The sequence below is a fragment of the Methylobacter luteus IMV-B-3098 genome (genome assembly GCF_000427625.1).
In the GTDB taxonomy this organism is placed as follows: Bacteria; Pseudomonadota; Gammaproteobacteria; order Methylococcales; family Methylomonadaceae; genus Methylobacter; species Methylobacter luteus.
The window spans coordinates 4,047,312-4,070,247 of the sequence record NZ_KE386569.1; the positions used below are offsets into that span (position 1 = coordinate 4,047,312).

At 54.7% G+C, this 22,936-nt stretch carries 18 protein-coding genes; 9 read left to right on the forward strand and 9 right to left on the reverse strand.

Going from position 1 to position 22,936, the window contains the following annotated elements; genetic code table 11:
- The first annotated feature begins 83 nt into the window (after positions 1-83).
- Positions 84-551, forward strand: coding sequence for an AAA family ATPase (locus METLU_RS26080; protein ID WP_269209367.1), 468 nt, complete (start codon positions 84-86; stop codon positions 549-551).
- On the forward strand, positions 548-1,114 hold the full coding sequence (locus METLU_RS0121245) for a DUF4276 family protein (protein WP_027159978.1): 567 nt from the start codon (positions 548-550) through the stop codon (positions 1,112-1,114). The genes METLU_RS26080 and METLU_RS0121245 overlap by 4 nt, the downstream gene beginning before the upstream one ends.
- A 311-nt stretch (positions 1,115-1,425) precedes the next feature.
- On the opposite strand, the gene METLU_RS26085 is transcribed toward METLU_RS0121245, so the two are convergent.
- From METLU_RS26085 to METLU_RS0121290, 8 genes are all read right to left on the reverse strand, one after another.
- Positions 1,426-1,719, reverse strand: a complete 294-nt coding sequence (locus tag METLU_RS26085) for a hypothetical protein (protein WP_155920655.1) — start codon at positions 1,717-1,719, stop codon at positions 1,426-1,428.
- A gap of 545 nt (positions 1,720-2,264) precedes the next feature.
- Positions 2,265-2,903, reverse strand: coding sequence for a DUF4124 domain-containing protein (locus METLU_RS0121260; RefSeq protein WP_027159979.1), 639 nt, complete (start codon positions 2,901-2,903; stop codon positions 2,265-2,267).
- A 403-nt stretch (positions 2,904-3,306) separates the two neighbouring features.
- Complete coding sequence (locus METLU_RS0121265; RefSeq protein WP_027159980.1) at positions 3,307-4,560, reverse strand: alginate export family protein; 1,254 nt, start codon at positions 4,558-4,560, stop codon at positions 3,307-3,309.
- 19 nt (positions 4,561-4,579) lie between these two features.
- Positions 4,580-6,331, reverse strand: coding sequence for an ABC transporter ATP-binding protein (locus tag METLU_RS0121270; RefSeq protein ID WP_027159981.1), 1,752 nt, complete (start codon positions 6,329-6,331; stop codon positions 4,580-4,582).
- Positions 6,332-6,344: 13 nt separating this feature from the next.
- Positions 6,345-7,361 carry an ABC transporter permease gene (locus tag METLU_RS0121275; RefSeq protein WP_027159982.1) on the reverse strand — a complete coding sequence of 339 codons (1,017 nt, stop codon included), beginning with the start codon at positions 7,359-7,361 and terminating at the stop codon, positions 6,345-6,347.
- A 133-nt stretch (positions 7,362-7,494) separates the two neighbouring features.
- Positions 7,495-8,859: a CmpA/NrtA family ABC transporter substrate-binding protein gene (locus METLU_RS0121280; RefSeq protein ID WP_407939119.1), complete on the reverse strand. Its 1,365-nt coding sequence runs from the start codon at positions 8,857-8,859 to the stop codon at positions 7,495-7,497.
- Positions 8,860-9,437: 578 nt separating this feature from the next.
- Positions 9,438-10,016, reverse strand: coding sequence for an ANTAR domain-containing response regulator (locus METLU_RS0121285; protein ID WP_027159984.1), 579 nt, complete (start codon positions 10,014-10,016; stop codon positions 9,438-9,440).
- 2 nt (positions 10,017-10,018) lie between these two features.
- Entirely contained in the window at positions 10,019-11,497 is a 1,479-nt protein-coding gene (locus METLU_RS0121290; protein ID WP_027159985.1) for an MFS transporter, read from the reverse strand.
- 629 nt (positions 11,498-12,126) lie between these two features.
- Between METLU_RS0121290 and nirB the strand changes: the two genes are divergently transcribed.
- From nirB to METLU_RS26095, 7 genes are all read left to right on the forward strand, one after another.
- On the forward strand, positions 12,127-14,667 hold the full coding sequence (gene nirB, locus METLU_RS0121295) for a nitrite reductase large subunit NirB (protein WP_027159986.1): 2,541 nt from the start codon (positions 12,127-12,129) through the stop codon (positions 14,665-14,667).
- Complete coding sequence (gene nirD, locus METLU_RS0121300) at positions 14,664-14,999, forward strand: nitrite reductase small subunit NirD (protein WP_027159987.1); 336 nt, start codon at positions 14,664-14,666, stop codon at positions 14,997-14,999. Before nirB ends, nirD begins: the two co-directional genes overlap by 4 nt.
- A gap of 152 nt (positions 15,000-15,151) precedes the next feature.
- Positions 15,152-16,429 (forward strand): NAD(P)/FAD-dependent oxidoreductase, encoded by a 1,278-nt coding sequence (locus tag METLU_RS26090; RefSeq protein ID WP_051300090.1) that lies wholly within the window; start codon positions 15,152-15,154, stop codon positions 16,427-16,429.
- A gap of 30 nt (positions 16,430-16,459) precedes the next feature.
- Positions 16,460-19,117 carry a nitrate reductase gene (locus METLU_RS0121310; RefSeq protein ID WP_027159988.1) on the forward strand — a complete coding sequence of 886 codons (2,658 nt, stop codon included), beginning with the start codon at positions 16,460-16,462 and terminating at the stop codon, positions 19,115-19,117.
- A gap of 221 nt (positions 19,118-19,338) precedes the next feature.
- The gene (locus tag METLU_RS0121315) at positions 19,339-19,824 is read left to right on the forward strand and encodes an SRPBCC family protein (protein ID WP_036243359.1); all 486 of its coding nucleotides are present in this window, start codon (positions 19,339-19,341) and stop codon (positions 19,822-19,824) included.
- 19 nt (positions 19,825-19,843) lie between these two features.
- On the forward strand, positions 19,844-20,761 hold the full coding sequence (locus METLU_RS0121320; protein WP_027159990.1) for a DNA-binding protein: 918 nt from the start codon (positions 19,844-19,846) through the stop codon (positions 20,759-20,761).
- The gene (locus METLU_RS26095; RefSeq protein ID WP_051300092.1) at positions 20,754-22,454 is read left to right on the forward strand and encodes a tyrosine-type recombinase/integrase; all 1,701 of its coding nucleotides are present in this window, start codon (positions 20,754-20,756) and stop codon (positions 22,452-22,454) included. Before METLU_RS0121320 ends, METLU_RS26095 begins: the two co-directional genes overlap by 8 nt.
- Positions 22,455-22,467: 13 nt before the next feature.
- Here the strand turns inward: METLU_RS26095 and METLU_RS28130 are convergent, their stop codons facing one another.
- Positions 22,468-22,800 (reverse strand): hypothetical protein, encoded by a 333-nt coding sequence (locus METLU_RS28130; protein ID WP_155920656.1) that lies wholly within the window; start codon positions 22,798-22,800, stop codon positions 22,468-22,470.
- Positions 22,801-22,936: the final 136 nt, after the last annotated feature.

Genomic DNA, 22,936 nt, shown 5'->3' on the forward strand with positions numbered 1-22,936 from the left:
TCAGCCACCCGGCTGCGTAAATCTTCGGAATAAGGCTTGGGCATGATAAAAATGGCTCATTTCGTTTAACAAGAGGTTAGTTTATATCATGTTTTTATCTAAAAGATAATTGCTCTAAAACGACCGAAGAAGGGCGTGTTTTACTTAAATTTCAAGATGGTGCATTCGAAGATCCATTTTTAGCAAGATATGTTTCGGACGGTACTATTAAAATGTTGGCTTATTTGACGTTGCTTTATGATCCTAACCCACACCCATTGTTGTGTATTGAAGAACCAGAAAATCAATTGTACCCAAGACTATTATCAGAGCTAGCAGAAGAATTTAGAGCGTATTCTGAGAGTGGTGGGCAAGTTTTTGTTTCAACACATTCCCCCGATTTTCTGAATGCCACAGAATTGGAAGAAGTATTTTGGTTGGTGAAAAAAGATGGCTATACCGAGATAAAACGCGCGTCAGAGGACGCTCAAATCTCAGCCTATATGCAAGAAGGCGATCAAATGGGCTATTTATGGAAGCAAGGCTTTTTTGACGGGGTTGACCCCGAATGAATTATTTAGTCTTTTTGCTCGAAGAACTTTCTGCAGCGGAAATGCTGAAAGGAATATTACCAAAAATACTACCTGAAGGAATTAATGTGAAATACATTGTTTTTGAAGGTAAGCAGGATTTAGAAAAACAATTGGAACGTCGTTTAAAAGGTTGGCAATATCCCAATTCGGCTTTTATAGTTATGCGCGATAAAAATAGTGGTGATGGTTTAGTGATAAAAGCTCGATTAGCCGAAAAAGTAAACGCCAGTGGCAAACGGGAAGTAACTTTGATTCGGATCGCTTGCGCTGAGCTAGAAAGCTTTTATTTAGGTGATCTTAACGCAGTTGAACTGGGACTTGGAATCTCGAATTTGGCAAAAAAGCAGCAGGAAAGAAAATATCGCTCACCAGATGCACTTTCTAATCCATCTCAAGAATTGCAAAATCTATCGCAACGAAAATATCAGAAAGTTGCCGGTTCCCGTGCAATTGCGCCATACCTCAAAACAGATGGATCAAATCTCTCGAATAGTTTTAATGTGCTGTTAATGGGAATTGAAAAATTGATTAGCAACATATGAAACTCAAATTTAAACACCAAACCTATCTGTAACAGCTCGCATTTAAAAATGGCTGTATGGCGGATGATTCGTAGGGTGGATTTACCTTGGCAATCCACCAATAAACGGAGCCTTAAAACCGTAACGTCCCCCAATAATACTTGGCCTGTTTGAAATGGCGGTTTGCTGCGCGAAACCGCCCTACGCTGTTGTTGCAAGCAAAGCTCTGCAAGCTGTTGAGCAACACAGCTTACGGGTTGCAGCATTGATTATTTACTGGTACAGAATCAATAAAAATAATTTTGCGCAGGCGCTGGAGGCGTATGCCATTCCTATAAAGCCTCGTATACTATTTCTTCCTCCACCGGAACCTGATGGCCTTTGCCATACATGCACTGGATATAGCCGATATCATAACCTTGCTGGCCTTCCTCTTTAGAGTCGGGCTCTTTTTGCGACGCCGTGATCAGTTCGCGGGCGTACCGCCTGCACATTACATCATCGGCATGGAACCGGTCAAAGGTCTTGCCGTTGCCCGGCAACACCAGAACACTGGGGCCGGTCGGCATTGTCGAGCATGAGCAAAGCATGGAGATGAGCATTAAGAATTTTAAAGTCCGCAACATTTTGCAATCCCTCCGTTCAGGAACGATCTTTTTCCAGGCAATGAGCACTTCCTTGCATGAGACGCATACATTGAACGTGCAGTTATTTAATATTCGTAGTTTGAGGATCATGGGGTTGTACGATGGCCATGGCGTCAGCGCCGTCTCAAGCCGCCAAAGCCTCCTCCGCTGAACCCCTTGCTACCGCCGCCTCCGCCGCGGCTGCCGCCCCTATAGCGGCTTCCCCAACCGTAATTTCTGGGGCCGTATCTATAGTGCCCATAAGGCTTATATCCATAATAAGGACGGTATCCATAAGGGCGATACCCATAACGGTAACCATATGGGCGGTAACTATAATAGCTGTAAGGCGAGAAACCTAAGCTAAAACCGTAATAAGGACTGCTGCCACCGTAAACTCCTACCTGCCCATAAGGATGAGCATAGAAAGCGCAGCTTTGGATAATACAGGCAAGTCCAATTATGGCCAACGAAGATAAGATTCGCTTTTTCATAATTGCCTCCCTTTAAGGTCGTGCTTGTTAGATTAAGAAGGTCTAATGGCTCTACTGAAGTCCGGGCGTTTTTGTTGTGCCGTCGCCGGTTCCAACAGAGGACTCATCTGTATTCCTGCTTGCATTTTTCCGGTGTTCTTGCGGTATGGAATCATAGACATCAGTAAAGTGAATCACGCCCTGACTATCGGTATAGCGGTAAATCACTTTATTGCCCGGCGTTTGGTCGACGGGAGGTGTCGGATCAGGATTAACATTTAATCCAAGCTTGGCTTTAACCTCACCGACAAGTTTCAGCGCCTGATCCTTCGTGAAGGCGATCTTCTTTTGATCGCTAGCGGCGGCAACCCCCTTCTCGATGTCGTCCAGCGCGACCGGAGTGACCGGGCGTTTCGAAACCCACCCCTTTTTGGGCTTAATGCCCGAGTTGTTCAACAGTTCTTCAGCCTTTGCTCCGTCCTCAATTGGACCAAGCTTTAACGCTTCAGCAAGTTGCGTGGCGAAAGTGCCCTCGGTAACGGGCGTTTGCCCTGCCGGCGAGTTGGTATCGGTCTGCTTGGTTGAAGGCGTTGGCGGCGGCGCGGCCTTCTCCTCGCCTTGTCCGTAAGAGACTGTCAAAGGCAGGGACAAGGTGAGAAGAAAAGTGCTCAGAACGCGAATGAAGTGCCATTTACAGCCATGTGGGGACATGATTGACACACCTTGCTGAAAATAAAAATTTTGACTATGTGATCGGTTTGTCGTTCAATGGATTTTGGATAGGGGTAAGGACAGGGCGAGAAATAACTTCTCTGGATTTTGACGAGCAACAGGTGTGGGGGCGACTTAAGTCGCCCAAGGCGAATACCCTAAAGGGCACAAGTACCCAAAGGGCATAAATGAATTCGCCCCTACATGATTTCATCGACAAATCGGAAAGTTATTTTTTAACCGAATCCTAAGCAACAGTCTGGCGCGCAATCTCTCGGGCAGGGCTGGGCATTCTCGGCGGATATTGAACAGGTTGCCAGGCAATACCCTTAATCTGTTTACGCTGGCAGCCGCCCCTTGTTGTTTGTGGAAGAAATTGATGCCCCGGAACCCCGAGTTTCAATTAGAAATTGACATTCATCTGCACCCAGATTTTCTGAGTATCGGTTGCAACCTGATCGGCATCATAATAAGCGTATTTAGCCAGTAGCGCGTAATGCTTGCCGAACTTCTTGACGGCCAGAAAATCCCATTCCTTGCCGTAATGGATTTGCCCCGTATCGTCGCTGAAATCATGGAACACGCCGGTCAGCATCAGGCTGCCGTTGTCCAAAGAGGCGCTCAAGGTGCCGAACACATCGCGGATACCGTCATTGGGCGTCACCAGGAACTGATCCGCCCAGCCCTGGAAGGCGTGATTGGTGCCCAGCGGCGTAATGAAGCGTTTGTTGGCGCCGAAGCCGTTCAGTTGCTCCATGGCGCCCTGAACCGTAATCATGCTGAATGCGGTAAATCCGCCCATCAGATTGAAGCGGTCGGCTTCATAATCGGTCGGGCTGTGCTGGTAATCTTTTTGAAAGCTCCATTCGGCCGTATAAAGCGCGGTCAGCTTGTCATTAACCTTCGTTTTGCCGTCGAAGCGCAGGCCGTAAGTCTGGTTCGATTTGGCGTAGTTTTCGGACTCCGTGTAATCCAGCCAGTAGCCGTAACCGATCAGATTGCCGTAATCGCCGGCTTTATAGCTGATGTTCAGTATCGGGGCATTGATATTCTCGGTAGTGCCCGTGAACGTGTTGACGTTGCCGATATAGCCGGCGTTGACGGTCAGCCCGTACAGGGTCTGGTTATTGTGCGTGATCAGCACCGAATCGAACGTCGTTTCGAGCTGGCGCCAGCCGACGTTGCCGATAAAGCGGTCGTCATCGAGCTTGATGCGCTGCCGGCCGCCCTTGATGACCGTGTCGGGAATGCCGGAGTAGCTGATCCAGAGCTGGTTCAGCTCATTTACATCAGGGTCGGCAACGGTTGAGAATTCGGGCTTGTTGCCCAGTCCGTTATTGTAATCGCTCTGCAGGACATAGTTGCCTTCGTATTCGACATAACCTTGCAGGCCGTGGAATACGGGCGAGAGCAAACCCAGGCGCAGGCGTGCCGTATTGGCATTGGCCGTTTTCGGGTTGCCGGGGCCTTTGTCCTGATCGACGTTTTCATAACGGTAATTCAGGTCAAACTTCACCGCACCGTTGTGGCCGTAATGATAAAAGTTCAGCGCATCTTCAATCGACTGGGTCAGGCTGACGGCCGAGGCTGTTGTGCTGGCTGCGGATAGCGCTAACAGTGTAGCCGAGGCGCAACCGAATGGTATTTTTTGCGGCATAGGGTTTCTCTTGTGTTAATTAGTGTGTGTGATCACATTCGGTCAGAAAGGTCAGGATGCTTTCCCGATATTCATAGTAATCGGCGTGTTCCAGCAGGGCTTTGCGGGTGCGCGGACGGGGCAGGTCAATGTTTTGAATCTTGCCGATCCGGGCATGCGGCCCATTGGTCATCATGACTACGCGGTCCGCCACCAGAATGGCTTCGTCGACATCATGCGTGACCACGATCGCCGTTACCTGTGTCCGCTCCCAGACTTCCATCAGGACTTCCTGCAATTCCCAGCGCGTCAGGGAGTCGAGCATGCCGAAAGGCTCATCCAGCAGCAGCAGCTTGGGCGACAGGGCGAAGGCGCGCGCGATGCCGACGCGCTGGCGCATGCCGTTGGACAGGTCGGCGGCTTTTTTATAAAGAGAATCGCCCAGGCCGACCCGGGTCAGATAGTATTCGACGATATCGTTGCGTTCGGATCTGGAGGCATGCGGATAGACTTTATCGACGCCCAGCGCGACATTTTCAAAAGCGGTCAGCCACGGGAACAGGCTGGGCGACTGGAACACCACGCCGCGATCCGGGCCGGCGCCGTCGATCTCTTTATTGTCGAGGATGATGACGCCTTCGGAGACGCTGTTCAGTCCGGCCGTCATCGATAAGACGGTCGACTTGCCGCAGCCTGAATGGCCGATGATCGAGATGAATTCGCCTTTTTTGACTTTCAGGTCAAAACCATCCACGACCTTGACGGTGCTGTTGCCGTCGGGCGTCGGGTAAATTTTCGACAGTTGGGAAAACTCAAGATAGCGCGGCCTGCCCAGATCATTGCGGCCGGACTTCAAAGCCGGATTGCCCGGATGCCAATCATGGCTGGTATTGGGCCTTACATCAGGCAGCATGACGGTGTCGCGGCCTGAGACCTGCGTTTTTTCGATGCCGATAGCCATCAGGTATTGCGTGATTTCGGCGCGCAATTTCTTGAATTTCTCGTTGTGGTTTAAAGCCGTCCGGTCTCTCGGGCGTTCGATGTCGATGATGAAATCGGGGCCGAATGTGGCATCGGGGCCGGGATTAAGCGGGATAACGCGGTCGGCCATGTAAATCGCTTCATCGACGTCATTGGTGATCAGGATCACGGTTTTCTTGTCCTGCTCCCAGATTTGCAGGATTTCATCCTGCAAGTTCCCGCGCGTCAGCGCATCCAAGGCGCTGAGCGGCTCGTCCAACAGCAGAATATCGGGATTGGCGGCCAGGGCCCGGGCGACGTTGACGCGCTGGCGCATGCCGCCCGACAGCTCAGCCGGTTTTTTATCCATGGCCGCGCCCAGATTGACCATGCGCACGTATTTTTCGGTATGCGCGCGGCGTTGCGCCAACGGCCAGTCCTTAAAAATCTGGTCGACCGCCAGGGCCACGTTTTCGAAAACCGTCAGCCACGGCATCAAAGAATAGTTTTGAAACACGACGCCGCGGTCCGGCCCCGGCGCGGTGATGGGCTGGCCCTGTTTCAGCACATCGCCGCTGTCGGCTTCGATCAGGCCGGCTATCGTCGATACCAGCGTGGTTTTGCCGCTGCCGGAAAAGCCGACGATGGCGATGAACTCTCCGGCCCTGATATCCAGGTTGATGTCCTTCAGGATGGAGACTTTATCCTTGCCCGTGCCGTAGGATTTGCAGACCTGTTTCAATTCCAGCAACGGCGCCTGCGCGTCATTGGACGGGGCAGGCGGCTGGAGGATGGGTTCATTGGCAACAATTTTGAGTTTGATCGCGGACATGTCAGGCTCCCGGTTAAAGTGTTTTGCCGAAAGTGAATACTTTCTGTAACGACTGCATGATGCGATCGAGCATGAAACCGATAATGCCGATCGTAAAAACAGCCACCATGATTCTGCTCAGCGAGTTGGAACTGCCGTTCTGGAACTCATCCCAGACGAATTTTCCAAGGCCCGGATTTTGCGCCAGCATTTCGGCCGCAATCAGCACCATCCAGCCCACGCCCAGAGACAGGCGCATGCCGGTGAAAATGTAGGGCAGGGCCGACGGCAGAATGATTTTCCTGATCTGCGTGGTCCAGTCCAGGCGCAGGACCTTGCCGACGTTGACCAGATCCTTATCGACGGACGAGACGCCGACCGCCGTATTGATCAGCGTCGGCCATAACGAGCACAGCGTGACCGTGATCGCCGATGTCAGGAATGATTTTTCAAACCAGGAATCGTCCGTCGTGACGTAAACCGAGCTGACGATCAAGGTCACGATAGGCAGCCAGGCCAGCGGCGATACCGGTTTGAAGATCTGGATGAGCGGATTCAGCGCCGTGTTGAAGACCGAACTCATGCCGCATAAAATGCCGAGCGGTATGGCCGCCAGCGTGGCGATCACAAAGCCCGCGAAAACCGTGTAAAGACTGGTGACGATCTGGTCCACGTAGGTGGGCTTTCCGGTATATGGCCGTTTCTTGACGGACGCATCCGGATTTTCCGCCAGCAACTTTTCATTGCGCGCCTGCTGGCGCTGATAAAAGGCGGCTTCCTTCTGCCGTTCCGCATAATGCGCATCCACCAGTCCGCCTATTTCCTGCCAGACCGCGACGGGGCCGGGAATGGCGCCCAGGCTGGTGTTGACCTTGGAAGCCGAGAAACTCCAAAGGCCCAGGAACAGGATGAAGGCGATGATCGGAACACCCATCATCAGCCATAGTTCGCGGGCCTGCCGCGCGGGATTTTCACCGGCCGCTATTTTTATGACCGGTACGAACCAGGTCAGGCCGGTCAGGTTGAAAAAATTGATCAGTTTACTGTTCACAGGACACCTCCTTCTGTAGGGCTTTCGCATGAAGTCTGAGCGGCTCGGCGGCGTCTTAAAAAAAGATGCGTCCTTGCACCTATAAACATCCGTTGTTTAGCCAGAAGGGCTCACGATCAAGCTTGTTTAAAAGTTATTCAGTTACCTTGCCGCCGACCACTTTCTGCTTCCCTTTCAGGCCGATCGGGAATTTGGCCAGATAGTCGTTGGGCTTGCTGGCGTCGAACGCAATCTTGTCGATAAAGAAGTCTTGCGCCGGTTTGATGCCGGTATCAGCCGGGAAATCGCCGGCCTTGGCCTTGCCTTCGGCGATCAGTTCCTTGGCCGCGGCCAGATAAATATCGGGGCGATAGACTTTTTTAGCCGTTTCCATGTACCAGTCGTCGGGTTTGTATTCATTGATCTGCCCCCAGCGGCGCATCTGGGTCAGATACCAGACCGCGCCGTCGTAGGCGGGATAACTGGCTGAATTACGGAAGAACGTGTTGAAATCGGGCAGAGGGCGTTTGTCGCCTTTTTCGTATTCAAAAGTGCCGGTCATGCTGTTGGCGAGCACTTCATAGTCGGCGCCGACATATTGTTTTTGCGACAGCATCTCGATCGCTTCCTTGCGGTTTTTATTGTTGTCCTCATCCAGCCACATGGCCGCGCGGATCAAAGCCTTGACTACCGCCAGATGGGTATTGGGGTATTTATCGGCCCATTCCTTGGTGACGCCGAACACTTTCTCGGGCGTGTCTTTCCAGAGTTCGTCATCGGTAATGACCGGTACGCCGATACCTTTGAATACCGCCTGCTGGTTCCAGGGCTCGCCTACGCAATAGCCGTAGATAGTGCCGGCTTCGATCGTGGCGGGCATTTGCGGCGGCGGCGTCACCGATAGCATGGCCTCGGCGTCGGTCTGGCCCGAGATATCCTGGGGCGGTTCGTAATAGCCCGGCTTGATGCCGCCGGCAGCCAGCCAGTAACGCAGTTTCAGGTTATGGGTGCCGACCGGAAAGGTCATGGCCATATTGAAAGGCTTGCCTTCGCTTTTGTATTTGTCGACGACAGGCTTGAGGGCATCGGCTTTAATCGGGTGTACGGGTTTACCGTCCGCGACAGGTACGTTCGGCTTCATCTGTTTCCAGATGTCGTTCGAAACGGTAATGGCGTTGCCGTTGAAGCCCATGCTGAAGGCCGTCACGATATCGGCCTTGGTGCCGAAGCCGATGCTGGCGCCCAAAGGGGCCGGAGCGAGCATGTGCGAGCCGTCCAGTTCACCGCTGATGACGCGGTCCAGGACGACTTTCCAGTTTGCCTGAGCTTCCAGTTGCACATACAGACCTTCATCCTCAAAGAACCCTTTTTCATAAGCAACCGCCAAAGGGGCCATATCGGTGAGTTTGATAAAACCGAATTTCAGGTCTTCCTTCTCCAGTTTGCCGGCCGCAGCCAGATTAGTCGTGGTCAATGCCAATGCCACCAACAACAATTTTTTAGCGGAGAACGTATTCATTTTTTTCATAGTGAGCTCTAAACAAAAACCGCGAAAAATAAAAAAGGCGCCTTCGCGTCATTGCCGAATCAGCAATGCACGAAAGACGCCTTTGTCCCGTTTGCTCTACAGTGAGCAGTTATCTTGACTCCGACAGTGGAGTACTGAATTACTTAATGCAATTCGGATGCCAAGTGGTCGATTTATGTTGTTCGTGTTGATAAATGCTGGCTTGGTGATCGCCTGTTGTTCGGATTCGCCTGGGTTTGCCTGTTTTGTGTGCGGAAACCGCGGGATTAACGGCACAGGCTTGGTGCGTTTTGCTGAGAATTGGTGCGCCGGAATAGTTATACGAGATTACGTATAGACAGTTATATATCCTGCCTGCCGCGCCGGGCATTGCAGCTTTTAATCGGGGTAGGCTGGGTTGATAAACCCAGCATTTCGGAGTCACCCATGCCGGGTTTCCGCTAAAGCTCCAACCCAGCCTACACTTGCTGTAGGGTACGCGGTGCGTACCCTACCTGGCTACCTGGCTGAGCGTTTCGGGCCGAATTAATTCGGCCCTACAGGCGGCAAATTGTCTGCCCGGCAATTGATTATTTAAACAGCTCGGCCATCGCGACGACGTTCTTGGCCATTTCGCCCAGCGAAACCTTGCGATCCATCGCCAGTTTGCGTAAAGCATGATAGGCCTCGTCCTCACTGTAGCCTTGGGACTTGATCAGGATCGCCTTGGCGCGATCGATATGTTTGCGGTCTTCCAGTTGGGTTTTGGTTTTTTTCAATTCCTCTTTCAAGACTTGCTGTTCCTTGAAACGGGCGATGGCGATTTCCACGATGGATTTAATCCGCTTGGGCTCCAGCCCGTCGACGATATAGGCGCTGACGCCGGCTTTGATCACTTTATTGATGGTATCGGTCTGCTGGTCCTCGGCAAACATCACTACCGGTATCGAGTGATGCTGGTTGATGTCCAGCACCATCTTCAGAACCGTGTCGCCGGGTGAATAAAGGTTCAATACCGCCACATCGGGCTGCAGGCTGTTTATCACTTCAAGAAGATTCAGCGCCTGCAGTCTGAGGGTCGCCGCCTCATAGCCATGCTGCCGCAGGCTTTTTTCCAGCAGACGCTCGTTGTCGAATTCCTCTATGATCAGGATTTTGGGCTTCTTCATATCTATTCCAGCTCAATTTTGACAATAGAGCCGTCCGGCATGATTTCGGCAATGAAATTGCGCGGTTCGTCGAGATAACGCACCAGGCCCACCAATAGCAGCGAACAGGTGCCCAGCAGCAGGAAAAAGCCGCCGGGTGACAGGAAGGTCAACAGAATCAGAAAGATGATGGCGCCGGCATTGCCGTAGGCCCCGACAATGCCGGCCACTTCGCCGGTAATAGCCCGCCTGACCAGCGGCACGAAAGCAAAGATGGCGCCTTCGGCGGCTTGCATGAAAATCGAGCAGATCAAGGTCACCAGCACGGTCGATGCGATCGACCATTGCGGCGTGATCATCGCCATCAGGAAATAACCGCCGGCCAGTCCGGTGCTGAATAGCGCCAGCGACAACTTGCGGCCGAACTGGTCACTCAGCCAGCCGCCAGCCGGACGGGCGATCACGTTGGTGATCACAAAACTGGAAGCCAGCATGCCGGCATCCAGCATGGAAAGATCCTGCGTGCCGTTGAACGTGTTGAAGAAAAACATCGGCAACATCGACAGCACCGCCAGCTTGGAACCGAAGGTGATCAGGTAGGCAATGGCCAGAATGAAGACCTGCCGGTAATGATAATGATGGATGCTCGGTATCGGCCGGCTGAGCCGTTCGGCGTTGGTTTGCACCAGTTGGTAGGCATGAACCAGAAAGACGGCCAGGATCAGCAGATGCATCGCCAGCGCCCAGCCCGGCGACAGAATCGGATTGATCGGCGACGACAGCTTCCAGGTTAATAATGACAGGGTTGCATACAAGGGCAGCAGGCTGAGTATGTACAGAAACAAATCCTTGATGCTGGTGACTTCCATGGTCGATGCGCGTTTGCTCTTCAACCCGGCCAGTTCGACGGGCAGGTTTTCGACGTTGCGGTAATAAATGATCGAATAGGCCAATGCGACCAGGCCGGTCAGCGCGATCGCGTATCGCCAGCCGTTTTCCGCACCAAAATAAAACGCCAGGCCAGGCAGGACGATGGCGGCAAATGCCGACCCGAAATTACCCCAGCCCGCGTAAATCCCTTCGGCGATGCCCGTCTGGCTGGAGGGAAACCAGTCGCCGATGATGCGCACGCCGACCACGAAACCGGCGCCGATAAAACCCAGCAAAAATCTCGCCCAGGCCAGCTCGGCGAAATTTTCCGCCAGCGCGAACATGAAGCACGGCACGCTGCACACCGCCAGCAATACGCTGTAACTGATCCTGGCACCGAAGCGATCCACCACCATGCCGATGACGACCCGGGCGGGAATGGTCAGGGCTACGTTCAGCAATAAAATGATTTCCACTTCACCATTACTGATGCCCAATTCCCGTTGGATCAGCACCATCAGCGGCGCGTGATTGAACCAGATGACAAAACTGATGAAAAAAGCCATCCAGCTCATATGCAGAATTTTGGTTTTGCCGCGCATGGACAGCAGCTTGAATGATGCAATAGACATGGTGTGATTCCGGATTCGCAAAATAGGTTGATGTCCCTAAGGCAAAGGCCGATGCAAACAAGTCATGTCGAACTTTGAGGGAGGCAGCTGAATTCACGCCAAGCAGGTTATATGCCATAGTGGAATCGGTGCGCTATGACCTTGTCGCGGATTTCATAAACCCACAGAGCACACGAGTGTAGGTGCGAATTTATTCGCATTGCCGGTCAAGGCTGATAATTCGGGCATCTCGGGTCGGATTAATTCGACCCTACAGGCAGACGTAGGGGCAAATGGTCCGCATAACCTCAGCAGAATTCCAGTTATGGCGGCGCATGATGCGAACCATCATGGTGCCAATTACCCGCGAGTTTGCATTATTTAGGTGCAATTAGTGCCCCAGGTGTACCCGGAATACGTATCCAGCCATCGAATTTATTGAATTTTATCGGTTGGCATCGAAATTGCATATTTCGTGATGAAGTCTCCTTGAACATTGTTTTGATTTGGACAAAGGCGTCCTGTTTGCATGATTTTCGTCATGCATAGCAGGTCGCCTTTTTTTTTGGCCGAAAAAATGTTCGGGTAAGCCAGCGGGATTTGGTGCCCGGATGGGCAGCAGACGCAACATAAAAGCTATCGAGGTGTACATGAACAACAAACAAACTCTGGTTATCATCGGTAACGGCATGGTCGGGCAATACTTTCTGGCCGATCTGGTCAACAGCGCTGCGAAAGATCGCTACCAAGTCGTTACCTTCTGTGAGGAACCCAGACCGGCCTACGACAGGGTGCATCTGTCGGACTATTTTGCCGGCAAGAGTGCCGAGGATCTGTCTTTGGTTGAGGACGGCTTCTTCCAGAATAACGCGATCACGCTTTATTTGAATGACAAAGTGGTCAGCATTGACCGGCAACATAAACAGGTACTTTCAGCCAACGGCGTGACAGTCGACTATGACAAACTGGTGCTGGCCACCGGCTCCTGTCCGTTCGTGCCGCCAGTGCCGGGGAATGGACGTGACCAGTGCCTGGTGTATCGCACGATCGAGGACCTGGAAGCCATCACCGCCGCCGCCAAACAATCGAAGGTGGGCGCGGTGATCGGCGGCGGCCTGCTGGGGCTGGAAGCGGCGAAAGCCTTGCGGGATCTGGGACTGGAAACCCATGTCGTCGAATTCGCGCCGCGGCTGATGGCCGTGCAGCTCGATGAAAACGGCGGGGCGGTACTGAAACGCAAGATCGAGGATTTGGGCGTGACAGTCCACCTCAACAAGAATACGACGCTGATCAAGGACGGCGAGCAGTGCTTCCATAAAATGCATTTTGCCGACGGCGAGAGCCTGGAAACCGACATCGTGCTGTTTTCCGCCGGCATACGGCCGCGCGACGGCATCGCCCGTGCCTGCGGCCTGGAAGTGGGGGTACGCGGCGGCATCGTCATTGATAACCATTGCCGGACGTCGGACGATGATATTTACGCGATCGGCGAGTGCGCATCATGGAACGGCCAGATTTTCGGCCTCGTAGCGCCGGGCTACAGCATGGCGCGCAGCGTGGTCGCGCATTTGTCCGGACGGGAACAGCCCTTTACCGGCGCCGACATGAGCACCAAACTGAAACTGATGGGCGTCGATGTCGCCAGTATCGGCGATGCGCATGCCCAGACTCCCGGCGCGTTCGTTTACACTTATCAGGACGGACGCGCCGATATCTACAAGCGGCTGGTGGTCAGCGCCGATAGCAAACACTTGCTGGGCGCGGTACTGGTCGGCGATGCCGACAGTTACAGCACCTTGTTGCAGTATTGTCTGAACGGTATCGAACTGCCGGAAAATCCGGATTCCCTGATTTTGCCGCCGCGCTCCGAGCAAGCGGCGGGACTGGGGCCGGATGCCCTGCCGGAATCAGCGCAAATCTGCTCCTGCTACGCGGTTTCCAAAGGCGATGTCTGCGGCGCCATCGCCGGAGGCTGCACCACGGTGCCGGCCCTGAAAGCCGAAACCAAAGCCGGTACCGGCTGCGGCGGTTGCGGGGCCTTATTGAAATCGGTGCTGGACTGCGAATTGAAGAAGGCCGGGGTCGAAATCAATACCGACATCTGCGAGCACTTTCCGTATACCCGCCAGGACTTGTACAACGTGATCCGGGTCGACCGGATCAAAACCTTCGACGAACTGCTGGACCGGCACGGCCGCGGCCTGGGCTGCGAAGTCTGCAAGCAGGCGGTCGGCTCGATTCTGGCGTCTTACTGGAACGAATACGTTCTGGAAAAACCGCACATCGGCCTGCAGGATACCAATGACGCCTTTCTGGCCAATATACAGAAAGACGGCACCTATTCGATCGTGCCGCGCGTCCCCGGCGGCGAAATCACCCCGGATGGTCTGATTGTATTGGGCAAGGTGGCCAAGAAATACGGCCTGTACACCAAAATCACCGGCGGCCAGCGCGTCGATCTGTTCGGCGCCCGCGTCGAGCAGTTGCCGGTGATCTGGAAAGAGCTGATCGATGCCGGCTTCGAATCCGGCCATGCCTACGGCAAATCCCTGCGCACGGTTAAATCCTGCGTCGGCAGCACCTGGTGCCGTTACGGCGTCAATGACAGCGTCGGGCTGGCGATAGCACTGGAAAACCGCTACAAGGGCCTGCGCGCGCCGCACAAGATCAAGTTCGCGGTGTCTGGCTGCACCCGCGAGTGCGCCGAGGCGCAGAGCAAGGACATCGGCGTCATCGCCACCGAAGGCGGCTGGAGCCTGTATGTCTGCGGCAACGGCGGCATGAAGCCGCGCCATGCCGATTTGTTCGCCACCAACCTGGACAAGGAAAACCTGATCAGGCTCATCGATCGCGTACTGATTTTTTACGTGCGTACCGCCGACCGCCTGCAGCGCACGTCGGTGTGGCTGGAAAACATGGAAGGCGGCCTGGATTACCTGAAGTCCGTGGTCATGGACGACAAGCTGGGGGTGTGCGACGAGCTGGAGCGGCAAATGCACCATATTATCGACAGTTATCAGTGCGAATGGAAAACCACGCTGCAGGACGAAAGCCGCCTGAAACGCTTTCAGCACTTCATCAACAGCGATGAGCCCGATGACCATATCGCGCATGTCGAAGAGCGCGGCCAGATGCGTCCGGCCAATGGCCAGGAACGTCGTCATTTTCAATTGATCGAGGAGGTAGCATGAGTACTTGGATTGATGTGTGCACATTGGACGACCTGCAGCCCGATTCCGGCGTCTGCGCGCAGGTGGCCGGCAAACAGATCGCCCTGTTTTATCTGACCAAAATCCGGGAAGTGTATGCGGTCGCCAATTTCGATCCGATCGGCAAAGCCAACGTCCTGTCGCGCGGCATGGTCGGCGATCTGGGCGGCGAGCCGATGCTGGCCTCGCCGCTGTACAAACAGCATTACAGCCTGAAAACGGGCGCCTGTTTCGAATATGACCATGTCAAAATCGCCACTTACCCGGTGCGGGTCAACAACAACCGCATTGCGGTGAAAATGGCGGCCGAGTAAGACATGAAACACAGTCATGCGCTGTTTGGAGGAGACGGATTGTTGTTATTACTGATGTTACACACCTTCGCAGGGTCGGATTAACTTGTGCCCTACAGGGTATTCGACCCGAAACGCCCGAGAATCGCATTGAAAAGAATTTTGGACTGAATATGAAAAAACAACGATTAGTGGTAATCGGCAACGGCATGGCCGGGATACGCACGGTAGAGGAATTGCTGCTGTCGGCGCCGGATCAATATGACATTACTGTTTTCGGCGCTGAACCCTACGGCAATTATAACCGCGTCATGTTGTCGTCGGTGCTGTCCGGTGAGAAAACAATGGCGGAGATCGTCACGCATGATCGCCAATGGTATGCCGACCACGGCATTCGCCTGCATGCCGGCCCGGATAAGGCCGTGGTGCGCATCGAGCGCGGCCTGCGCAAGGTGGTTGCCCGGGACGGCACCATTGCCGAATACGATCGCCTGTTGATCGCCACCGGCTCGAAACCGGTAGTGCCCGATATCATCGGTACCGATCTGAACGGCGTGATTAGTTTCAGGGATATCTTCGATGTCAACACCATGCTGGAATACAGCAAAAAGCATAAAAGAGCCGTGGTGCTGGGCGGTGGCCTGCTGGGGCTGGAGGCGGCCAATGGCCTTGCGGTACAGGGCATGCAGGTGACGGTGATTCATAACACCGACGTGTTGCTCAACCGGCAAATGGATCGGCAGGCAGGAGAAATGCTGCAATCAGCGCTGGAACGGCGGGGTTTGCAATTTAAAATGGCTGCCCAGGTCGAGAAGCTGATCGGCGATGACACTCGCCAAATTCGCGCCGCGCGCTTTGCCGATGGCAGTGAACTGGAATGCGATCTGTTTGTCCTGGCCATCGGCGTGCAGCCCAATATTGCCCTGGCCAGGCAGGCCGGGCTTTATTGCGAACGCGGCATCATGGTCAACGACACTCTGCAAAGTTATGATCCCTGCATTTACGCGGTAGGCGAATGTATCCAGCACCGCGGCGCCACGTTCGGCCTGGTCGCGCCGCTGTTCGAGCAGGCCAAGGTCTGCGCCAACCATCTCAGCGGCCATGGCGTCGCCGAATATATTAATTTACCGACGTCCACCAAACTCAAGGTAACCGGCATCAACCTGTTTTCCGTGGGTGATATACTCGGCGACGAGCAGCATTGCGAAACCATCCGTTTTAACGATCCGTCCTCGGGCATCTACAAGAAACTGGTGATCCGGGAGAACAAACTGCGTGGCGCGGTGCTGTACGAGGATACGGGCGACGGCAACTGGTATCAGGAATTGCTGGAACAGGAGACCGATATTTCGGATATCAGGGAGCAACTGATTTTCGGCAAGGGGCTTATTACAACCGGTCGAGCCTGTGGCACCGGAAGCCACGGGCTTGGCTCCGTTAAACCTAACTGACTGTTCAGGATGAATAGCGACGGGATCATTATGAATAAATACGTGAAGACGACTTGCCCTTATTGCGGCGTCGGTTGTGGCATCGAGGCCGGCGTGGACGAGACCGGGCATGCGCTGAACATTCGAGGCGACAAGACTCATCCGGCCAATTTCGGCCGCCTGTGCTCAAAGGGTTCGGCACTGGGCGATACGGTCGAACTGAAAGGCCGCCTGTTGCACCCCAAAGTCCATGGTCAGCACAGCAACTGGACGGAAGCGCTCGATCTGGTTGCCAGCTCGTTTCGCGCCGCCATCGCCAAACACGGCGTGGATGCCGTGGCCATCTATGCATCGGGCCAGCTATTGACCGAAGATTACTATGTCGCCAACAAGCTGATGAAGGGCTTTATCGGCAGCGCCAATATCGATACCAACAGCCGCCTGTGCATGTCCTCGTCGGTATCCGGACATAAACGCGCGTTTGGCGCCGATACCGTCCCGGGATGCTATGAGGATTTTGCGCTGGCCGAAATGATCGTATTGATCGGCTCCAATGCCGCCTGGTGCCACCCGGTGATTTTTCAGCAAATCCGGGCCGCCAAAACCGCCAATTCCCAACTGAAAATCGTCGTCATCGATCCGCGCAGAACCGGCAGCTGCGATATTGCCGATCTGCATCTGCCGATCGCCAGCGGCAGCGATGCCTGGCTGTTCAACGGCTTGCTGCAGTATTTGCAGCAACACAACGCCATCGATCAACGCTATATCGAAGCGCATACCGAAAATTTTGCGGCGGCCCTGAATGCGGCAGCGGCCAGCGGTCCATCGATCGAACAGGTTGCCGAAATTTGCCGCCTGCCTGTGGAAGATCTGCGGATTTTCTACCGCTGGTTTAGCAGGCATCGGAACGTGATAAGCCTCTACAGCCAGGGCATCAATCAGTCCTCGTCCGGCACCGACAAGGTCAACAGTATCATCAACTGCCACCTGGCAACCGGCAGAATCGGCAAGTCGGGCATGGGACCGTTCTCCCTGACCGGCCAGCCCAATGCCATGGGCGGGCGTGAAGTCGGCGGCCTGGCCAATCAACTGGCCGCCCACATGGACTTTTCCAATCCCGCCGACATTGACAGGGTGGCGCGCTTCTGGGGAAGCCCGGCTGTTGCCAGCCAACCCGGTCTTCCGGCGGTTGAACTGTTCGATGCGATTTACGACGGCAAGGTCAAGGCGGTCTGGATCATGGGCACCAATCCGGCGGTCAGTCTGCCCGATGCCGACAAGGTCAGACAGGCGTTGCGGCAATGCCCGTTCGTGGTGGTTTCCGACTGCATCGCCGACACCGACACCATGAAGCTGGCGCATATCCTGTTGCCGGCGCAGGGCTGGAGTGAAAAAGACGGCACGGTCACCAATTCCGAGCGCCGCATTTCCAGGCAGCGGTCGCTGTTCGCTCCGGCGGGCGATGCCAAGCCCGACTGGTGGATCATTACCCAGGTGGCGCGGCGCCTCGGTTTCGAGCAAGCCTTTCCTTATCAAAGCCCTGTCGAGATTTTCCGCGAACACGCAGCGCTGTCAGGCTTTGAAAACGATAGCCGGCATGGACTGCGCGATTTCGACATTTCCGCTTTTGCCGGTATCAGCGCGCCGGACTACGACAAATTGCAGCCGACCCAGTGGCCGGTGAATCAAGCCAATCCGCATGGAAAGGCAAGAATGTTTGAAGACGGCCGCTTTTTTACCGTATCGGGCAAGGCGCAATTTGTCGCCATCACGCCCAGGCAGCCGGTCAATTCGCCGAATAAGGATTACCCTCTGGTGTTAAATACCGGCCGTCAGCGCGATCAATGGCATACCATGACCCGCACCGCCCTCGCCGCCCGATTGAACCAGCACAAACCGGAAGTCTTTGTCGACGTGCATCCGCTGGACGCCGAGCGTTATGACCTGTTGCCCGACACTCTGGCATGGCTTGAAAGCATCTGGGGCTCGATGATAGCGCGCGTCCACGTTACCCCTGATCAGCAGCCGGGCAGTCTGTTCGTGCCGATGCACTGGTCGGAACAATTTGCCAGCCGCGGCCGCATGGGGGCGCTGGTCAATCCGGTCATCGATCCCCTCTCCAGGCAACCGGAAAGCAAGCACACGCCGGTGCGTATTACGCACTATCAGGCTGCCTGGCATGGCTTCATTCTGTCCCGGCATGAACTGACATTCAACGATGTCGAGTACTGGGTGAAAAGCAAAGGCGAGTCCTGTTATCGTTACGAACTGGCCGGGGAAACGTTGCCGCCGGACTGGCCGGATTGGGCGAGAGCCAAGCTGGGAAACAGCGGGCAAAGTCCCTGCTGGCAGGAATATCACGACTCAGGCCTGGGACATTATCGGGCGGCGCGCATTATCGATAACAGGCTGGAAAGCGTGCTGGTTATCTCCCCCCGCCATAGTCTCCCCGAACGCAACTGGCTGGCCAGCCTGTTTGGCAGGGATTCACTGGAACCATCAGACCGAAAAGCCCTATTGACCGGCATGCCGCCCCAAGACCTGCCGGATTGTGGCAACATCATCTGTTCCTGCTTCAATGTGGGCGAAAAAACCATCCGGTCCGCCATTCAGGAACAGGGCCTGAAAACGGTCCGGGATATCGGCAACTGCTTAAAAGCAGGCACCAACTGTGGTTCCTGTCTGCCTGAGATTAAAGCGCTCTTGTAGTCATCGTTTTTTTGCCCCCATGCCAAATTGATATCCTTGCCTTTAACGGGCAGGGATTCTTCTGGCATCTTATGAGAGCCGAGCAGGTTTCCGCGGCTGGCGACGGATTCTGTTGACATTTTGTTTCAGTCAAACCAGAACAGAAACGAAGCGCATAAACCTCATGCAATTGTGATAGATTAAGCTGCAGTGACAAAGCTAATTTCATCATCAATCGCCTCATGAAAATTCATCAACTCTACCGAAAGCAAAAGCTGGGCATGACCCGGCGGCAAGCCTGGGAATTCTTTTCTTCACCGTATTATCTCAATGACATTACCCCCGATTTCTTTCATGTCGATATTACTTCGCCAGTGCCGAACGAAATTTATGCCGGGTTACTGATCAGCTATCAGATGAAGGCAGTATGGGGTATCCCGATGAACTGGTTGTCGGAAGTCAGCCATTGCCAGAAACCGGTGCGTTTCATTTATCAGCAACGCATTGGGCCATTCAAATTCTGGAGCCATGAAGTGAGTTTAAGCGAATGTCCTGATGGCGTCGTGCTGGAAGATATTGTGTTTTACGCCATGCCCTACGGCTGGCTGGGCAAATTGCTGCATGCCACATTGATTGGCGATAAATTGAAACGCATCTTTGATACTCGACACGACTATCTTCAGGCAAGGTGGAGCATACCCACAATGACCGACTCCCCATCCCACTAACCCTCGCTGAAAAAATCCGATGAAAAATACCAATACCTATTCCCTGGCTTACGAATGCTGCGACGTAGTTTTCCTGGAGGAAGGGCGATTCCCGACCATCGACGCCATCAGGGACCGCATCCATATCAACAGCCCGGCTGTGATCAAGCGGGCCATGAATGACTGGACGCTGCATTTCGTGGAAAAACATCGCCGGAAACTGGAGCATCCCAACATGCCGGCGGTCATGGTCGATGCCGCCGAATCCCTCTGGCAGCTGGCCCTGCAGCAAGCCGAACAGGCCTATGGGGAACGGAACCAGGCTTTGGCGCAACGGGAGTCGGAATGGCAGCATCAGCTTCAGGCTTTATCACAGGTGCTGGAGGATAAGGAAAACGCCTGGCAACAGGAATCCGGACGCATGGCCCAGGAGCTATCGGCGCAGGCCGAATTGATTCTGGAGGTCACCGGCAAGCTGGGCGCGACCGTCGCGCGTCTGGAAGATACCGAACAGTGGCTGGCCGAGGCCCGGCAGAACCTGTCCCGCGTGGAAGGCGCCCTGGCCGAAGCCCGGACCGCAAACGAGACCCAGGCCCGGGAGTGGACGGCCAAGTTCGAGAAAGATCATGAATGGCACCTGCGGCGCATTGAAGAAGAAAAAGAGGTGCTGCGAAAGAAGCAGGCTAAAACCCTGGCCGATCAGAAACGGGCGCTGGAGCTGGCGCAAATCGATCAGGAAGCCTTGCGCATCCGGCTGACCCAGATCATGCATCAAGTCGGCGACAGCCTCGAACGGCAAAGCAAACTGGAAACGGAAAACGCGGCGTTGCGCGATAAACTGGCCTGGCTGGAGCAGACGCTGGCGAGCGAGCGCGAGAAAGCCCGGAAGCTGTCGGCGCTGGTCAAAAAGCAGCGGCGTCCTGCCAGCAAACGGACAGCCGAGGCCCTCCATGAATAATAACGATGCGGCTTTGCTGCGCGGCTGGATTCAAGGCGTGGCCTGGGACGTGCTAGGCGAACTGTATCTGGAGGACGCCGAGCGCACGGACGTCATGCGTTTCGTGCGGCAGCTGCGCAAATCGCTCGCCGCTAAAGCGGTCCGGCTGGGACTGGATGACGACGCCCGGCTCTGGGAACAGGAGCGCGAATACACGCAGAATTGGCCGCAGCGCGCCTTGCGTTCATTCAATCAGCTTAATGCCCTGCCGGACCCTATTCCCCGACCCGACGATCCGATACGGCGCTGGCTGCCCGCCGATATCGCCTCGCGCCTGTCGGCGGTCAAGGCAGCATCCCTGCAGGAACTGGCGGACTTCATCAACGCCCGGGGCGGGAACTGGTGGAAAACCGTTCCCCAGCTTGGCCAGCAATCGGCGGAAGTCATTCATGAATTGTTCGCGGCATCCGAACAGGTACTGGGCATAAAGCTCGATTTGAGCCGGCGCAATCCTTTGAGTGCCGACAGGCAGACCTGGAGCCATGGCATCGCGCCTTTGGAACGGTTTGCTCCGCCCGCGCACCTGAGCGGTGAAACCGGCTCCAACCGGGCGCCGGTCGAACGCTGCCGGATCGAGGCCCGCAATGACTATGAAGCCATTGGGGCCTGGCTGTCCTTGTGGGATGAGGGCACGGCCACACACCGCGCCTACCGGAAAGAAGCCGAACGCTTCCTGCTCTGGGCGGTCATTGAGCAAGGAAAATCGTTGTCGTCGCTGACCACGCCGGATTGCGCCGACTACCGGCGGTTTCTGGCCGATCCCCCACCGGCCGAACGCTGGATCGGCAAGCCGGCCCAGCGCTGGTCGGGCGTTTGGCGGCCCCTGCAAGGTCCCCTGAAACCGTCCAGCATCCGGCAGGCCGAGGTCATCCTGAGCGCCTTATGCGAATGGCTGGTCGGGCAACGCTATCTGGATAGCAACCCGTTTTCGGGGCTGAGCACCCAGGCGTTTGGCCGCCGCAATCAGGGGGCCGACCGGGCGCTGTCGCCAGCGCTGTGGAGCCAGATCAACGCGTTTGCGGCCGGCAAGGCAGGCGATCCTGCACTGACGGACAACCAACGCGCCCTCTATCGCCGCACGGCGTTTGTTCTGGCGTTTGCCTACGCGACCGGCCTGCGCCTGCAGGAACTGACGCAAGCCACGGTCGGAGATTTAAGGCCCGTCAGCACGCCGCTGGGCGAGCAATGGTGGCTGGACGTGGTCGGCAAAGGCAAGAAGTACCGGGAGGTGCCCATTTCACCCGACATCATGGCGGGGATCAACGCCCATTTGCGGGACCGGGGCTTGAAAGCGATCGGTTATATCACGGCTGACACGCCTATCATCGGCAAGCTGCGCGGCGACGCCAAGGCCGTGATCAGTACCTCGGGCCTTTACCAGACACTGAAAGGCTTTTTCAAGGAAGCGGCCAGCTCGCTGGCCCATGCAGATCCTGTCGCTGCGGAGCGGTTGCAGCAGGCCAGCACGCATTGGCTGCGGCATACCCACGGCAGTCATGCGGTCGCCAACGGCGTGCCGCTGGCCATCGTTCGCGACAACCTGGGACATAGCAATATCGCGACCACCTCGATCTATGTTCATACCGACCGGGATGAACGTTATAAAGCCATGATCCAAATGACCTCTTCCGCAGGATTAGTGGAAGAAAACTGACTAACGGCTGATGTTACGGACGGATCATTTTTAGCCCGTTTACCGCGCCGGGCACCGCAACTTTTAACGCGGTAGGCTGGGTTGCTAAACCCAGCCTTTCGGGCCGCCCATGCCGGGTTTCCGCTAAAGCTCCAACCCAGCCTACACAGGCTGTCATAAGTGGGGGACGCAAGACAAATTCGGCAGAATTTCCGATTTGCACGGTACAGCCGCCTGCCAAGGCGAAAAACAGTGCTGTTTTCCGTAAAACCCGATTCAAATAACGTCGCGATAGCAATACCTTAATAATAAAAACTAAGCTGTCTAAATTCGAATAACTACGTAACATCAGATAATGGTATTTCAATTCAGCCTACAAAAGTGTATCTAATAGATACACTTTTGTATCAAATAAGATTACATTGACTTATTCTGTAAACATCTTTTTATTATTTTTATGAAAATGTTTGCAAGATTATTAATGTGCTTTATACTGAAAACAG

Bases quoted from the DNA above. Each gene is read 5' to 3' on its own strand.
- METLU_RS0121290 (WP_027159985.1), bottom strand. From the start codon at position 11,497: ATGTCTATTGCATCATTCAAGCTGCTGTCCATGCGCGGCAAAACCAAA.
- METLU_RS0121315 (WP_036243359.1), top strand. From the start codon at position 19,339: ATGAAAATTCATCAACTCTACCGAAAGCAAAAGCTGGGCATGACCCGG.
- METLU_RS0121280 (WP_407939119.1), bottom strand. From the start codon at position 8,859: ATGAATACGTTCTCCGCTAAAAAATTGTTGTTGGTGGCATTGGCATTG.
- nirD (WP_027159987.1), top strand. From the start codon at position 14,664: ATGAGTACTTGGATTGATGTGTGCACATTGGACGACCTGCAGCCCGAT.
- METLU_RS0121310 (WP_027159988.1), top strand. From the start codon at position 16,460: ATGAATAAATACGTGAAGACGACTTGCCCTTATTGCGGCGTCGGTTGT.
- METLU_RS26085 (WP_155920655.1), bottom strand. From the start codon at position 1,719: ATGTTGCGGACTTTAAAATTCTTAATGCTCATCTCCATGCTTTGCTCA.
- METLU_RS0121270 (WP_027159981.1), bottom strand. From the start codon at position 6,331: ATGTCCGCGATCAAACTCAAAATTGTTGCCAATGAACCCATCCTCCAG.
- METLU_RS0121245 (WP_027159978.1), top strand. From the start codon at position 548: ATGAATTATTTAGTCTTTTTGCTCGAAGAACTTTCTGCAGCGGAAATG.
- METLU_RS0121285 (WP_027159984.1), bottom strand. From the start codon at position 10,016: ATGAAGAAGCCCAAAATCCTGATCATAGAGGAATTCGACAACGAGCGT.
- nirB (WP_027159986.1), top strand. From the start codon at position 12,127: ATGAACAACAAACAAACTCTGGTTATCATCGGTAACGGCATGGTCGGG.
- METLU_RS26095 (WP_051300092.1), top strand. From the start codon at position 20,754: ATGAATAATAACGATGCGGCTTTGCTGCGCGGCTGGATTCAAGGCGTG.
- METLU_RS0121265 (WP_027159980.1), bottom strand. From the start codon at position 4,560: ATGCCGCAAAAAATACCATTCGGTTGCGCCTCGGCTACACTGTTAGCG.
- METLU_RS0121320 (WP_027159990.1), top strand. From the start codon at position 19,844: ATGAAAAATACCAATACCTATTCCCTGGCTTACGAATGCTGCGACGTA.
- METLU_RS0121260 (WP_027159979.1), bottom strand. From the start codon at position 2,903: ATGTCCCCACATGGCTGTAAATGGCACTTCATTCGCGTTCTGAGCACT.
- METLU_RS26090 (WP_051300090.1), top strand. From the start codon at position 15,152: ATGAAAAAACAACGATTAGTGGTAATCGGCAACGGCATGGCCGGGATA.